This window comes from Nocardiopsis sp. CNZ308, assembly GCF_004217075.1.
Genome location: NZ_SHKJ01000001.1, coordinates 3,531,350 through 3,546,422, shown reverse-complemented (window position 1 = coordinate 3,546,422; position 15,073 = coordinate 3,531,350). Strand labels below are relative to the sequence as shown.

General features: G+C 72.1%; 8 protein-coding genes and 1 riboswitch. Of the genes, 4 read left to right on the top strand and 4 right to left on the bottom strand.

The window, feature by feature from the left end; translation table 11 throughout:
* Positions 1–78: 78 nt before the first annotated feature.
* The 3 genes from EV372_RS15475 to EV372_RS15465 form a co-directional block, all read right to left on the bottom strand.
* A complete protein-coding gene (locus EV372_RS15475; protein ID WP_130396549.1) occupies positions 79–1,692 on the bottom strand; it encodes an ABC transporter ATP-binding protein in 1,614 nt (537 codons plus the stop codon).
* Positions 1,693–1,694: 2 nt separating this feature from the next.
* Positions 1,695–2,312 (bottom strand): ECF transporter S component, encoded by a 618-nt coding sequence (locus EV372_RS15470; RefSeq protein WP_130396548.1) that lies wholly within the window; start codon positions 2,310–2,312, stop codon positions 1,695–1,697.
* A 108-nt stretch (positions 2,313–2,420) separates the two neighbouring features.
* Positions 2,421–2,528: riboswitch (TPP riboswitch) on the bottom strand.
* 63 nt (positions 2,529–2,591) lie between these two features.
* Positions 2,592–5,279 carry a transglycosylase domain-containing protein gene (locus EV372_RS15465; RefSeq protein WP_130396547.1) on the bottom strand — a complete coding sequence of 896 codons (2,688 nt, stop codon included), beginning with the start codon at positions 5,277–5,279 and terminating at the stop codon, positions 2,592–2,594.
* 737 nt (positions 5,280–6,016) lie between these two features.
* Between EV372_RS15465 and EV372_RS15460 the strand changes: the two genes are divergently transcribed.
* From EV372_RS15460 to glgB, 4 genes are all read left to right on the top strand, one after another.
* The gene (locus EV372_RS15460) at positions 6,017–7,987 is read left to right on the top strand and encodes an alpha-1,4-glucan--maltose-1-phosphate maltosyltransferase (RefSeq protein ID WP_130396546.1); all 1,971 of its coding nucleotides are present in this window, start codon (positions 6,017–6,019) and stop codon (positions 7,985–7,987) included.
* Positions 7,988–8,096: 109 nt separating this feature from the next.
* Positions 8,097–10,145 carry a maltose alpha-D-glucosyltransferase gene (gene treS / locus EV372_RS15455; RefSeq protein ID WP_130396545.1) on the top strand — a complete coding sequence of 683 codons (2,049 nt, stop codon included), beginning with the start codon at positions 8,097–8,099 and terminating at the stop codon, positions 10,143–10,145.
* 1 nt (position 10,146) lies between these two features.
* Positions 10,147–11,535 carry a maltokinase N-terminal cap-like domain-containing protein gene (locus EV372_RS15450; protein WP_130396544.1) on the top strand — a complete coding sequence of 463 codons (1,389 nt, stop codon included), beginning with the start codon at positions 10,147–10,149 and terminating at the stop codon, positions 11,533–11,535.
* A gap of 417 nt (positions 11,536–11,952) precedes the next feature.
* Positions 11,953–14,118, top strand: coding sequence for a 1,4-alpha-glucan branching protein GlgB (gene glgB, locus EV372_RS15445; protein ID WP_275101990.1), 2,166 nt, complete (start codon positions 11,953–11,955; stop codon positions 14,116–14,118).
* Between the two features lie 26 nt (positions 14,119–14,144).
* Here glgB and EV372_RS15440 read toward each other — a convergent pair whose 3' ends face one another.
* Entirely contained in the window at positions 14,145–15,038 is an 894-nt protein-coding gene (locus EV372_RS15440; protein ID WP_130396543.1) for a hypothetical protein, read from the bottom strand.
* Positions 15,039–15,073 lie beyond the last annotated feature (35 nt).

Here is a 15,073-nt window from a genome sequence, read left to right as displayed (position 1 = left end):
GGTGCACGGACCTCGTCCGGCGTACGGACCCCGCCCGGTGCACGGGTTCCCTCCCCGGGTGTGTCCGACAGCCTCCGGTCAGCCACGGCTCCCCCTTCCCACCGCCGCGTGCCCCGCGGGCCCGGTCGGCTCCGTCCCTGCGCCCGCGTCCGGTGCGGCGGCCTCCTGGACGGCCCTGCCCCCGGCCACGCGCACCCGCGCGTCGGCCAGGTGGCGCAACAGCAGGTCGTCGTGGGTGGCCATCACCACCGCGCGGCCCGCGGACCGCAGGGTGGCGAGCAGCTCCACGAGTTCGGTCCAGGTCCGGGTGTCCTGACCGAAGGTGGGCTCGTCGAGGACGAGCGCGTCGGGCGCGTGCGCGGGGCCCGAGCTGAGCGCCGTGGCCACCGACAGCCGCCGCTTCTCCCCGCCCGAGAGCGTGTAGGGGTGCACGTCGGCCAGCGCGGACAGGCGCAGGCGCTCCATCAGCTCGCCCACCCAGGCCTCGGTCTCGGCCTCGCCCATCCCGGCGCGCAGCGGGGCGAAGCGCAGCTCGTCGCGCACGGTGGCGGTGACGAACTGGTCCTCGGCGTGCTGGAAGACCGTGCCCACGTGCCGGGCCAGCCTGCGGGCGGGCCAGCGCACGAGCGGGCGCGGGTCGGCTCCGGCCAGCGGCCCGCGCGGCAGCACCGCCCCCCGGTGGGGCCTGGCCAGTCCGGCGAGCAGGGTCAGCAGCGTGGACTTGCCCGCGCCGTTGGGGCCGGTCAGGGCGGTCGCGGTCCCGGCGCGGACGGTGGCGTCCACCCCCTCGAACACCGTGCGCCGGGGCGCCGCGCGCACGCCGAGCTGGCGCGGGGTGCGCGCCGTGACGCCCGCGGCCTCCAGCAGGGGATCCCCGCCCGGCGCGGGCGCCAGGACGGGCGCGGGCTCGTGCCCGGGCACCCACACTCCCTGCGCGGCCAGCGAGCGCCCGTGCTCGGCGAACACCGTCCCCGGCGGCCCGTCGGCGACGACCCCGCCGCCCGGTGCCACGACCACGACCCGGTCCACCAGGTCCACGACGTCGGCCACCCGGTGCTCGACCAGCACCAGGGTCGCCTCGGTCTCGGCGAGCAGGCGGGTCAGCACGCCGCGCACCAGCTCGGCCCCTGCGGGGTCGAGGTTGGCGGTGGGCTCGTCCAGCAGCAGCAGGCGGGGGCGCATAGCCAGGGCCCCGGCGATCACCAGGCGCTGCTTCTCACCGCCCGACAGCGCTCCGGTGGGGTGGCGCGGGCCGTACGGGAAGCCCACGGCCTCCAGCGCCTCGTGGACCCGGGGCCAGATGAGGTCGGGGGCCACGCCCAGGTTCTCCGGGCCGAAGGCGACGTCGTCGCCCGCGCGCGCCATCACCAGCTGCGTCTCGGGGTCCTGGCTGACCAGGCCGACCGAGCCCCGGCTCCGGTCGGCGGGCTCGCCGTCCAGGAGCAGGGTGCCCTCGTGGTCGCCGCTGATGGCGGCGTCCTCGCCGGTCAGACCGGCCAGCGAGTGCAGCAGGGTGGACTTGCCCGCGCCGGAGGCGCCCAGCAGCAGCACGCGCTCGCCCGGCTCGATCACCAGGTCCACGCCGCGCAGCGCGTGGGACCCGCGGCCCGAGTGCCGCCAGCCCCAGCCGGAGAGCTCCACGCGCGCACCGGGGCCCCCGGCCGCCGTCCGGCGCCCGTTCGCGGAGGCCACGGTCAGCCCCTCGCGGACGGGAAGGGGGCCAGTGCCCCGGAGCGGGCCAGGGCGGTGGTGAGCAGGCGGGAGCCCACGCCCGCGATGAGGGCGGCGCTGACCACCACGATGACGCCGTAGGTGACCTGGTAGGACAGCGGCCAGGTCACGTTGTAGGCGAGGTTGTCGCGGATGGCGGGGGAGACGCCCGCGACCGCCGCCGCCAGGACGGCCACGCCCATGCCCCAGCGGCGGTAGCCGAAGGCGAGGAAGACGAGTTCGGGCAGGATGCCCTGGAGGGTGCCGTCGAGGATGACCATGACCCCCCACTGGGTGCCCAGGAGCGCCGAGACCGAGGCGGCGGCGATGGCGGTGAGCAGGGCCGCACCGGGCTTGCGGATGATCAGGCCGCCCAGTACGCCGGAGATCAGCCACATGCCGTAGACGACGGCCTGCGCGGGTGGGAAGCCGACGAACAGCGGCGTCGTGACCGACCAGACGATGTTCCAGAGCCAGAAGACCACGCCGACCGCGACGCCGATGACGGCGGCCACGACGATGTCGACGGTGCGCCAGCTCCGCAGTCGGTCGAGGAGGTCGCGCCGGAAGCCGGCGCCCTGGGGGGTGGTGTTCCTCTTCATGTGGTGTCCCTTCGCCGGGGGATGCGAGGGGCCCGTGCGGCCGAGAGCGGCGCCGGGACGCGTTCCGTGCGCGCCGGGACGTCCCCGGTGCGCGGGAGCACGCCACCGGTGACGGTTCCTACGACTTCCTTCGCTGGCATGACCCAGATCAGGTGTGTAAGGGTCTGCGGCCTGGTGCCGCACTCTCAGCGCTCGCGCGCTCCCCTGTCGGTTTCGTCCATTATGAACAACGGGGAACGCCGGGGTGTTCCCGGGTCGCGTCAGCGCACGTCGGGGGCCTCAGCCCCCGGGGCTGGCACCGCCTTCGGGCGTCTGCGGTCCCGGGGTCGCGCCGCTCCAGGGCGCGCCGCCGTCCCCGCCCGGGGACTCGCCGCCACCGGTACCGCCGCCGCCGCCGGTACCGCCGCCGTCTCCGCCCCCGCCGCCTCCACCGCCGCCGGTGTTCCCGCCTCCGCCACCGCCACCGGTGCCTCCACCGGTCGAACCGCCACCACCGCCGGTACCGCCGCCTCCACCGCCGCCGGTCGAGCCCTCGCCACCGCCGCCACCTCCGCCGGTCGAGCCACCGCCGCCACCGGTACCACCGCCACCGCCGGTGGCTTCCTCGCCGCTGTCACCGGTGCCGCCACCGCCGGTCGAGCCACCGTCACCCGCGGCGCCGCCAGCGCCGCCGGTCGAGCCGTCACCGCCACCGGCCGCGACGCCGCCGTCACCCGTGTCGCCACCGCCGCCGCCACCGGTGTCACCGTCGTCACCGCCGCCCGACGGCTTGTCCGAGGCCTTGCCGTAGACCTTCGGCGAGGGGGCGAACTCCTCCTTCGGCAGCTCCGCCACGGCCTCGCGCATGGTGGCCTGCCAGATCGGGCCGGGCAGCGTGGCCCCGTAGACGATGCCGTAGTAGCGGTCGCCGATGGTCACGCCCTGGAGCGTGTGCTGCTCCCCGCCCCGGATGTCGCCGACCACCACGGTCCCGGCCAGGTTCGGGGTGTAGCCCGCGAACCACGCGTAGGCCGCGCTGTCGGTGGTGCCGGTCTTGCCCGCCACCGGGCGGCCGATCTCCAGGCCGTTGGCGGTACCGCCCTCGAAGGTCTGCTGGAGCAGGTGGTTGACGCCGTCGGCGACCTCGGCGTCCAGCGCGCCCTCCTCGCACTCGGTGCCCACCTCGACCTCCTCGCCGTCCTCTCCCTCGATGAGGAGCGAGGCCACGGGGACCGGCTCGCAGTAGGTGCCCCGGGAGGCGAAGACGGCGTAGGCGCTGGCCATGGTGAGCGGGGAGACCTCCTGGTCGCCCAGGGTGAAGGAGCTCCACACCTGCAGGTCCTCGCCGTCCGCGCGGTGGATGCCCAGGCTCCGGGCCATCTCCGCCGTCTCGCACAGGCCGACGCGCTCCTGGAGCTGGGCGAAGTAGGTGTTCACCGAGCCCTTCGTCCCGCTGATCATGTTGTGCCTGCCGCCGTCGCTCTCCCCGGCGTTGCGCACGTCCCAGGGCGCCATCCTGCCGCCCTCGCAGTTCTCCAGGCCGCTCACCGTCGTGGACTCGGGCGAGGAGAAGCTGGTGTCGTACTTGAGCCCGGCGTCCAGGGCGGCGGCCAGGGTGAACGGCTTGAACGTCGAACCCGCCTGGTAGCCCAGCGACCCGCCGTCCTCGTGGTCCACGGACAGGTTGATCGAGGTGGTGCCCGGCTCGTCGGAGAAGCCGTAGCGCATGTTCTGGGCCATCACCCGCACCCGGCCGGTACCGGGCTCCACGAGGACCTCGGCGGCGAACTTGTGGGAGTCGCCCGCGGGGACGTAGCGCTCGATCGCCTGCTCGGCGGCCTCCTGCATGTCCAGGTCCAGGGTGGTGCGCACGGTGATGCCTCCCCGCTCCAGCATCCGGTCGCGCTCCTCCTGGGTGTCGGCGAGCGCGTCGGAGCCGCCCAGCCACCGCATGACGTAGTCGCAGAAGAAGGGCTGCTCGCTGCTGAAGCAGCTGCCCGCGCGCGGGGTCTCGTCCACCTCCAGGCCCCGGCCCTTGTACTCCTGCGCACGCGCGCTCTCCAGGTGGCCGGTGGCGACCATCCGGTCCAGCACCAGGTTGCGGCGCTCGACGGAGGCCTCGGGGTTGGTGAGCGGGTCGTAGTACGAGGGCGCGCGCACCAGCGCCACGATCGTGGCGGCCTGCGCGGGGTCGAGCTCGGAGGCCGGGACGGAGAAGTAGCGCTCGGCGGCGACCTCGATGCCGTACGCGTTCTGGCCGAAGTAGGCGAGGTTGAGGTAGCCCTCCATGATCTCGTCCTTGGTGAGCTTCTCCTCCAGCTCGATGGCGTAGCGCAGCTCCAGCACCTTGCGGGTCAGGGTGCGCGCGTTGGCGCTCGCCAGCTCCTCCTCGGTGTCGGCCTGTTCCATGAGGAGGTTCTTCACGTACTGCTGGGTGATGGTGGACCCGCCCTGGGTGTTGCCCAGGGCGGTGCGGACGGCGGCGCGCAGCGTGCCGCGCAGGTCCAGCCCGGCGTGCTCGTAGAAGCGGTCGTCCTCGATCGCCATGAGGGCGGCGGGGACCCAGGGGCTGATCTCGTCCAGAGGCACCACGTCGCGCTCGCGCTCGGCGACCTCGGCGATCGGTTCCCCGTCGACGTCGGTCAGCAGCACGCGCTCGGACGGGCGCGGCACGGCCAGGTCGCTGGGCAGGGCCATGAAGGCCGCCGCGGAGTCCCTGGCCGCCAGGCCGAGGCCGCCGACCCAGGGCATGACCAGCGCCGCCGTGAGCAGCCCGGCGACCGCGCCGGTTCCCGCCAGGCGCTGGACCGTCTCCCGGCGGTCCCCCGCCGGGGTCGGCTCCGACACCTTTCGGCGCAGGGCCTCGGCCCACCGCCGGACACGCGGACCCGCGGCGGCCGGTACCGCACGGGAGAGGGCCCCGCGCCGGTTCCGGCGCGGGGCCTCGTGCCGCCGCCCACGCGGCGGGCGCTGGTTGGACTCCGTCACGTCGCCCCCTACGGCCGTGTGCCGCCCCGCCCGCGGGACGTGCGGGCAGGCAACTCCATCGACCACGGTCTCAGGGCGGACGCAAAGGGCAGGCCGGGTTAACGGGCGCGTCAGCGAAAAACTTCCTCAATGCCAAGCAAAGCACCGCAGAACGAACATATTTCTTCAATCACCACGAAACAGGCGCGTCACACACCCGGAACAGGGAGAGGACGCGAACACCGGGGAGACAGCCCGGGCCACGGGTGACCGAATCCGGGACAAAAGATCCTTAGGCGACTGTTCGACCGCACGCGGATGTCCGGAATACAGCCATACAGCTCGCGCGTGCATTCGGTCATCCCTACCCACCGCAGCACGCCGCCCAACATGACTGATCAGTTTTTCGGCATTTCCACAGGATGCATCAGAAAACAACCACAGAGGCACCTGCATCTGCTGTGTCCTTATGCCCGCTTTGAGAGGTTTACTCGGCAGAAACCCGACAAACACCGGCTCTTAGCACCCACAGTCGATGTGAGGAGGATCACAGAAATTATTCGGCCCTGGCACTCCGCCAAACACCACAAGAGGGCAGACGATAGACAGCGGAGGGCACCCAAGCCTTAATCCGGACAGTTTCTGTTCCGGATACTCCGTGAACTCCGCCTTGCCCCGGATTAACCCCCGGTTATTTCCGCCTGCCGAAAAACAGCACGGTTCCGCAACGCCGAACCACGACAATTACGGTGTAGCCAGTGATCGGACGCCTGCCCATCCTCGATATCTCTCCAGAGAACGACCTCGGACCGGTGAAAGCCGTTCCGGGCGAACGCTTCACCGTGGGAGCGACGGTGATCCGCGAGGGCCACGACTCCCTCGCCGCGGGCGTCGTCGTCTACTCCCCCGAGGGACGCCGCGAACAGCTCGTCCCCATGCGCGAGCACGCCCCCGGCACCGACCGCTACGAGGCCTGCGTCAGCCTCCCCACGGAGGGGACGTGGTCCTTCGCCGTGGAGTCGTGGACCGACCCCTTCGCCACCTGGCACCACGTCGCGGGCGTCAAGCTCCCGCTGGGCCAGGACACCGAGCTCGTCCTGGAGGAGGGCGCCCGCCTGCTCGCCCGCGCCGGGCGGCGGGTCCCGCGCCGCCCCTTCCTGAACGCCGCCGCCAAGGCGCTGCGCGACACCTCGATGACCCCGGTGGAGCGCTTCGAGGCGGCGCTCACCCCCGAGGTCCTGGCCGAGATGGAGCGCGCGCCCCTGCGCGAGCTGGTCACCAGGTCCAAACGCACCAGCGTCGTCGTCCACCGCGAGCGCGCGCTGTTCGGCTCCTGGTACGAGTTCTTCCCGCGCTCGGAGGGTGCCCAGGTCGACACCGTGCCCGGCCAGGAGCGCTCGGGCACCCTCGCCACCGCGGCCAAGCGCCTGCCCGCCATCGCCGACATGGGCTTCGACGTGGTCTACCTGCCGCCCGTCCACCCGGTCGGCACCACCCACCGCAAGGGCGCCAACAACGCCCTGACCGCCGGTCCCGGCGACCCCGGGTCGGTGTGGGCCATCGGGTCGGCCGACGGCGGCCACGACGCGGTCCACCCGGACCTGGGCACCCTCGCCGACTTCGACGCCTTCGTCGCCGAGGCCCGCGAGCACGGCATGGAGATCGCCCTGGACCTGGCCCTGCAGTGCTCCCCCGACCACCCCTGGGTCGCCGAGCACCCCGAGTGGTTCACCGCCCGGGCCGACGGCTCCATCGCCCATGCCGAGAACCCGCCCAAGAAGTACCAGGACATCTACCCGCTCAACTTCGACCGCGACTTCGAGGGCCTGTACGCGGAGGTCCTGCGGGTGGTCGAGCACTGGATCGCGCACGGCGTGCGCATCTTCCGCGTCGACAACCCGCACACCAAGCCGGTCGCGTTCTGGCAGAAGCTGCTCGCCGACGTCGCCGACAGGCACCCCGACGTGCTCTTCCTCGCCGAGGCCTTCACCCGCCCCGCCATGATGCGCACCCTGGCCAAGGTCGGCTTCCACCAGTCCTACACCTACTTCACCTGGCGCAACGGCAAGGACGAGCTGACCGACTACCTCACCGAGCTGAGCCGGGAGAGCGCCCACTACCTGCGCCCCAACTTCTTCGCCAACACCCCGGACATCCTGCACGCCTACCTCCAGCACGGCGGTCGGCCCGCGTTCGCCGTCCGCGCCGTGCTGGCGGCCCTGCTCTCCCCCACCTGGGGCGTCTACTCCGGCTTCGAACTGTGCGAGAACACCCCCGCCGGGCCGGGCAGCGAGGAGTACCTCGACTCGGAGAAGTACCAGTACCGCCCGCGCGACTGGGCCGCGGCCGAGGCCTCCGGCGAGACCCTCACCGGCCTCCTCACGCTGCTCAACCGGCTGCGCCGGGGGCACCCGGCCCTGCGGGAGCTGCGCAACCTGCGCTTCCACCACGCGGACCGGCCCGAGATCGTCTGCTTCTCCAAGCACCGGCCCGGCACCGGCCCCAAGGACCCCGACGACACCGTGATCGCCGTCGTCAACCTCGACCCGCACCACGCACGCGAGGCGACGGTGCACCTGGATCTGCCGTCCATCGGCCTCACGAGGGAGGAGGAGTTCAGGGTGACCGACGAGCTGACCGGCCGTTCCTACACCTGGGGTGCGGACAACTACGTCCGACTCGACCCCGCGGCCGGTCCCGCGCACGTGTTCACCGTCAGCGGCAGATAGCGGCCCCGGAACCAGCGCACGGGGCCCGGCGGAGCTGCTCCGCCGGAGCCCCGCCGTGTCCGAAACGCCTGTTGAACCGACGTCGAACATTCTTGGTGGGGAGCAGTAGATGAGCAAAGACGAGCCCGGCCCCGGCGGACGCGGTCACGCCGAACACGGTCCGCTCGCCCCGGCCACCGGGGCCGCCACCGGCCCGCTGATGTCCTCCGGCGGCACCAGTGATCCCCACTGGTACAAACACGCCGTCTTCTACGAGGTCCTCGCCCGGGGCTTCTTCGACTCCAACGGCGACGGCACCGGCGACCTCGCCGGGCTGGTGCAGAAGCTGGACTACCTCCAGTGGCTGGGCATCGACTGCGTGTGGCTGCTGCCGATGTACGAGTCGCCCCTGCGCGACGGCGGCTACGACATCTCCGACTACTTCAAGATCCTCCCGGAGTTCGGCCGCACCGCCGACTTCGTGGAGCTCCTGGACGAGGCGCACCGGCGCGGGATCCGGGTCATCACCGACCTGGTCATGAACCACACCAGCGACCAGCACCCGTGGTTCAAGGCCTCCCGCGAGGACCCGGACGGGCCCTACGGGGACTTCTACGTGTGGTCGGACACCGACGACCGCTACGACGAGGCCCGCATCATCTTCGTCGACACCGAGACGTCCAACTGGACCTACGACGAGGTCCGCGGCCAGTACTACTGGCACCGGTTCTTCTCCCACCAGCCCGACCTCAACTTCGAGAACCCGGCCGTCCAGGAGGCGATCCTGGAGGTCCTGCGCTACTGGCTGGACCTGGGCATCGACGGGTTCCGCCTGGACGCCGTGCCCTACCTGTACGAGCGCGAGGGCACCAACTGCGAGAACCTCAAGGAGACGCACGAGTTCCTCAAGCGCGTGCGCGCCGAGGTGGACCGGCTCTACCCCGACCGCGTGCTGCTGAGCGAGGCCAACCAGTGGCCGTCCGACGTCGTCGACTACTTCGGCGACTTCGAGTCCGGCGGCGACGAGTGCCACATGAACTTCCACTTCCCGCTGATGCCGCGCATGTTCATGGCGGTCCGGCAGGAGCAGCGCTTCCCGATCTCGGAGATCCTCGCCCAGACGCCGCCGATCCCCCGCAACTGCCAGTGGGCGATCTTCCTGCGCAACCACGACGAGCTGACCCTGGAGATGGTCACCGACGAGGAGCGCGACTACATGTACTCCGAGTACGCCAAGGAACCCCGCATGCGCGCCAACGTGGGGATCCGCAGGCGGCTCGCGCCCCTGCTGGACAACGACCGCAACCAGATCGAGCTGTTCACGGCCCTGCTGCTGTCCCTGCCGGGCTCGCCCGTCCTGTACTACGGCGACGAGATCGGCATGGGCGACAACATCTGGCTGGGCGACCGCGACGCCGTGCGCACGCCCATGCAGTGGAGCTCGGACCGCAACGCCGGGTTCTCCAAGGGCGACCCGGCCCGCCTGTACCTGCCGCTGATCATGGACCCGGTCTACGGATACCAGGCGCTCAACGTGGAGTCCCAGCGCGACAACCCCGGCTCGCTGCTGCACTGGACGCGGCGCATGATCCAGATCCGCAAGCGCCACCCCGTGTTCGGCACCGGCGCCTTCACCGAACTCAACGCCACCAACCCGAGCGTGCTGGCCTTCATACGCGAGCACGGCGACGACCGGATGCTCTGCGTCAACAACCTGTCGCGGTACCCGCAGCCCGTGGAGCTGGACCTGGGGCGCTACGCCGGGGTCGCCCCGGTGGAGTGCGTGGGCGGTGTGCGCTTCCCCGAGATCGGGGAGCTGCCCTACCTGCTCACCCTGCCCGGGCACGGCTTCTACTGGTTCCAGCTGCCCGCCACCGCCGACCGGGAGTCCGCGGGCACGAACCGGGACGGCGTGCCGTCCTACGGACTGCCCGAGGCCGGGGCCCGGGTGCACGCCACATTCGAGGCCTCGCCGGTGTCGACGGCCGCGGCCCGGACGCCCGAAACGGAACACCCAGTGAGCACGACGTCCAGCATCCCGGCCGGGTTCTCCCCCGCGTTCGGCGACGGCGCCCGCACCCCCTCCCCCGGGAGCGCGGTGCGCGCGTCGGGCCCCTCCGGCCCGGCCGCGGAGCGCACGGGCCGGGGTGGGGGCGAGAAGGGAAACGGGTCGCTCTGACATGTCCCAACTCGAAGAACTCCTGGCCGTCTGGCTACCGAGACAGCGCTGGTTCTCCGGCAAGGGGATCCCCATCCGCCAGATCCGGGTCGAGAGCAGGTACACGCTGGTGACGTCGGGCCCCGACGGCCCGGACCTGAACGTCCTGGTCCTCCAGGCCGGGCAGCGGGGCCGCAGTTCCCGCTACCAGGTGCTGCTGGGCTCGCGGCCGCCGCGCTCCCTGCCGCCGGACCTGGCGCGCGTGGCCATCGGCGTGTGCCAGGTGGCGGGCGGCAGACCCAGGGTGGTCTACGACGCCGCCCACGACGAGGAGCTGACCCGGATGCTCCTGGAGCGGTTCGCCGCCCCCACCGGGGCCGAGCCCTCCGGAAAGGTGCGTTTCCGCAGCCTGCCGGGCGACAGCATCCGCACCGGGTCGTCCGGGCGGCTGCTCACCGGCGAGCAGTCCAACACGTCGCTGGTCTTCGGCGAGGACTACATCCTCAAGACCTTCCGCAGGCTCTGGCCCGGGCCCAACCCGGACCTGGAGCTGAACATGGCCCTGTCGGGGACCCCGTACGTGGCCCGGCCGTGCGGGTGGATCGAGGCCGACCTGGCCGGGCACTCCACGCCCACGACCCTGGCCATGCTCCAGACCTACATCCCGCAGGCCACGGACGGGTGGGTGCTCGCCACCGCCAACGTGCGCGCCCTGCTGGAGGGGCCGGGGGACGGGCGCGAGTCCGCGTTCACCGGCGAGGCGGCCCGGCTGGGCCGCACCACCGCCGAGGTGCACCGGTCGCTGGCCCGGACCCTGCCCACGGACGTGCTCACCCCGACGGGCGCGGCCGAGATGGCCGACGCCATGGTGGAGCGCCTGGCGATGGCCAGCGCCGAGGTGCCGGAGCTGGCCGAGCACGCGCCCCGGGTGATGGAGGCCTACGCCGACTTCTCCGAGGTGGACGAGCCGCTGCCGATACAGCGCATCCACGGCGACTACCACCTGGGGCAGGCGATCCGGACCGCGTCCGGGTGGGTGCTGCTGGACTTCGAGGGCGAGCCCACCGTGCCGGTGCGCGACCGCCAGCGCCTGTCCAGCCCGCTGCGGGACGTGGCGGGGATGCTCCGCTCCTTCGACTACGCGGCCGGGTACCTGCTGATCGGGCACCCGGGCGACCCCGGTCTGGAGTGGGCGGCCCGCTCCTGGGCCCGGCACAACCGGGAGGCGTTCTGCCGGGGCTACGCCGACGGCGGCGGGGCCGACCCGGAGAAGCACCTGGCGGTCCTGCGGGCCTTCGAGTTCGACAAGGCCGTGTACGAGGTGCTGTACGAGGCCCGGAACCGGCCGAACTGGCTGCGGGTCCCGCTGGAGTCCATCGCCACCGCCGCCGCGCCTCCCGTGCCCGGTTGAGCACGCCGGCGGCCGCCTCCCGAGCGCGGCGGCCGCCCCTTCGACCACCACGCCCCCCGATCCGTCCGCACGAGTACCACGGAGTCCGCATTGACCTCGCCGCGCAGCGAACAACGTCCGCGTGCCAGCGCAGCCAAGACTGCGACGAACGGGAAGAACCCGAAGGAGAAGGCCGTGGAGAGCATCCCGGTCGTGGAGGAGGTGTCGGTCGCCGAGACGGCGGCCGCGGTGGAACCCGCCGCGGGGAAGCCCGCGGGGGGCAAGGCGGGCAGGAAGGCCGCGACGGCGGGGACCGGTGAGAAGGCCCCGGCCGCGAAGCGGGCCCCGGCCGTCTCCAAGGGCAGGGCCTCCGCGAACGGGAGGGCCGCGACGGCGAAGCCCCCGGCCGCCTCCCGGCGCAAGGGGCCCGACCCCGAGCTGGTCGCCGCCCTGGACCGGCTGGTGGACGGCCACCACCACGACCCGCACGCGCTGCTGGGCGTGCACGCCGAGGGCCGGGGCACCGTCGTGCGGGCCCTGCGGCCGGGCGCGGTGGAGGTGCACGCCGTCCTGGCCGACGGCTCGCGGCTGCGCCTGGACCACCTGCACCGGGGCGTGTTCTCCGCGAAGGTGTCCCGGAGCAGGCTCGGCTCCGTACCCGACTACCGGATCAGCGCCCGCTACGAGGACGGCGCCGAGCACGTGGCCGCCGACCCGTACCGGTTCGCGCCGACCCTGGGCGAGCTGGACCTGCACCTGATCGGCGAGGGCCGCCACGAGGAGCTGTGGAACGCCCTCGGAGCGCACCTGCGGGTCGAGGACACCGCGATGGGCGAGGTGGCCGGAACCCGGTTCGCGGTGTGGGCGCCGGACGCGCGCGGCGTGCGCATGATCGGCGACTTCAACCACTGGAGCGGCGTCGGGCACCCGATGCGGAGCCTGGGCTCCAGCGGTGTGTGGGAGCTGTTCGTGCCCGGGATCGGCGAGGGCGGCCTGTACAAGTTCCAGATCCTGGGCGCCGACGGGCACTGGCGCGACAAGGCCGACCCGATGGCGCGGTGCACGCAGATGCCGCCCGCGACCGCCTCCGTGGTCACCTCCTCCACGCACGTGTGGTCCGACCAGGAGTGGATGGCCGAACGCAAGGGCGTGGAGCAGCACCGGGCGCCGATGAGCGTGTACGAGGTGCACCTGGGCTCCTGGCGGCCCGGGCTGGGCTACGCCGAACTGGCCGAGGAACTCGTCGCGTACGTGACCGACATGGGGTTCACGCACGTGGAGTTCCTGCCCGTGGCGGGCCACCCCTACGACGGCTCCTGGGGATACCAGGTCACCTCGTACTACGCGCCCACGCCCCGGTTCGGCACGCCGGACGAGTTCCGCCACCTGGTGGACGCCCTGCACCGCGCGGGGGTCGGCGTGCTGCTGGACTGGGTGCCCGCGCACTTCCCGAAGGACGAGTGGGCGCTGGCCCGCTTCGACGGGAGCGCGCTGTACGAGCACCCCGACCCGCGCCGGGGCGAGCACCCGGACTGGGGGACGCTGATCTTCAACTACGGGCGGACCGAGGTGCGCAACTTCCTCGTGGCCAACGCCCTGTACTGGTTGGAGGAGTTCCACGTCGACGGCCTGCGGGTGGACGCGGTGGCCTCGATGATCTACCTGGACTACTCGCGCGACTCCGGGGCCTGGGAGCCGAACGTGTTCGGCGGCAGGGAGAACCTGGAGGCGATCGACTTCCTCAAGGAGCTCAACACCACCGTCTACCGGCGCAACCCGCACGTGGCGATGATCGCCGAGGAGTCCACCGCCTACACGGGCGTGACCACGCCGGTGGACCACGGCGGGCTCGGCTTCGGGTTCAAGTGGAACATGGGGTGGATGCACGACACCCTGGAGTACGTCAAGAAGGAACCGGTCCACCGCCAGTACCACCATGACGACGTCACGTTCTCGATGGTCTACGCCTACAGCGAGAACTACGTGCTGCCGCTGTCGCACGACGAGGTGGTGCACGGCAAGCAGTCGCTGTTCAACAAGCCGCCCGGCGACGAGTGGCAGCGGTCGGCGACCCTGCGCGCGCTCCTGGCGTTCATGTGGTCCCACCCGGGCAAGCAGCTGCTGTTCATGGGCGGGGAGATCGCCCAGGGCGACGAGTGGTCGCACCGGGAGGGCGTGCCGTGGTGGCTGCTCCAGTTCGAGCACCACGCGGGGGTGCAGCGCCTGGTGCGGACGCTCAACGAGGCCTACCGGCCGCGGGCCGCGCTGTGGTCCCAGGACACCGAACCGGCGGGCTTCACCTGGCTGGACGGCGGTGACCGCGAGGGGAACACGCTGTCGTACCTGCGCCACGGCGACGACGGCTCGGTGCTCGCCTGCGCGGTGAACTTCTCACCGGTGCCCCGTACGGGGCGGCGGATGGGCCTGCCCTCCGGGGGCCGGTGGAACGCGGTGCTCAACACCGACGAGGCGCGCTTCGGCGGGTCGGGCCACCCGGCGCCCGCCCGCGTGGACGCCGAGCCCGTGCCCTGGGACGGGCAGCCGTTCTCGGCGGAGGTCGTCCTGCCCCCGCTCGGCGCGGTCTGGTTCGAGCCCGGGTCCTAGATCGTTGATGGGAAAATGTGTCCTGGTCAGTGGTCGTAAGCGATCAACGACCGCTTGACCGGGGCACCCACCAGCCAGTTGTGCCAGACCACCGCGTTCAGCGCCAGAACCCGCTGGCACACCCTGGCCCAGAGCCCCTCGCTGGTACGGGCGTTGTGACGCTCCAGCCCGAGCTGGTTCTTCAACGTCCAGATGATCGCCTCCACCCGCTGACGCAACCAGGCCGGGAACACCCCGGTGTCGACCTCGTCCTTGCGCGCGGGACGCACGAGCACATGCCCCAGATCCGCCGCGGCCTTTTCGATACCGGCCCCGGCGAAACCCTTGTCGCACACGATCGGGCACGGCCCCTGCGCGCACCGCTGGACGTGGAGCAGATGCAGTGCCTGCTTGCGTTCGTCCAGCTCCTTGGGGTTGGCCAAAGAGAAGGAGACCACCGCCCCGTCGGTGGTGGTGATGAGCATCAGCTTGGACCCCCAGTAGAACCGGTGGTGGGAGGCGTCGCGCCCGTAGCCGCACACCTGGCCCAGGTTCGAGCGCTGCACGGTGGTGCGCGAGGCCCCGCACGGCACGGGGGTGCCGTCCATCAACCGCAGTTTCTCGTGCCAGGTGGGGGTGTGGCGGGCCAGCCAGCCCGCGGCGGTGAACAGCACCGGGGCCAGGTGGGTCAGGCGCCGGTTGTACTCGGATTGGTGCGGTAGGCGGCCGAAGAGGTGACCGATCCGGGTCGGTGCCAGGCGCAGCCAGCGGCGCTCGTCATCACAGCGCAGGAGTACCTGGGCGACCGCGACACAGATGAGTTCGGCGTCGGTGAGCAGGGGTGGGCGGCCCGGGCCGGGACGTGAGTTGGCCGAAGGGATCACGTCGTCGTCCAGATGGACGTAGAGTGCTGTCAGAAGGGCGTCAAGGTTGGTCGTCACACACCGATCCTCGACGCCCTTCGTCATGGGCGCAG

What these genes read in the sequence shown, in the direction of transcription:
- EV372_RS15470 (WP_130396548.1), bottom strand. Translation starts at nt 2,312, where the DNA reads ATGAAGAGGAACACCACCCCCCAGGGCGCCGGCTTCCGGCGCGACCTC.
- treS (WP_130396545.1), top strand. Translation starts at nt 8,097, where the DNA reads ATGAGCAAAGACGAGCCCGGCCCCGGCGGACGCGGTCACGCCGAACAC.
- EV372_RS15450 (WP_130396544.1), top strand. Translation starts at nt 10,147, where the DNA reads ATGTCCCAACTCGAAGAACTCCTGGCCGTCTGGCTACCGAGACAGCGC.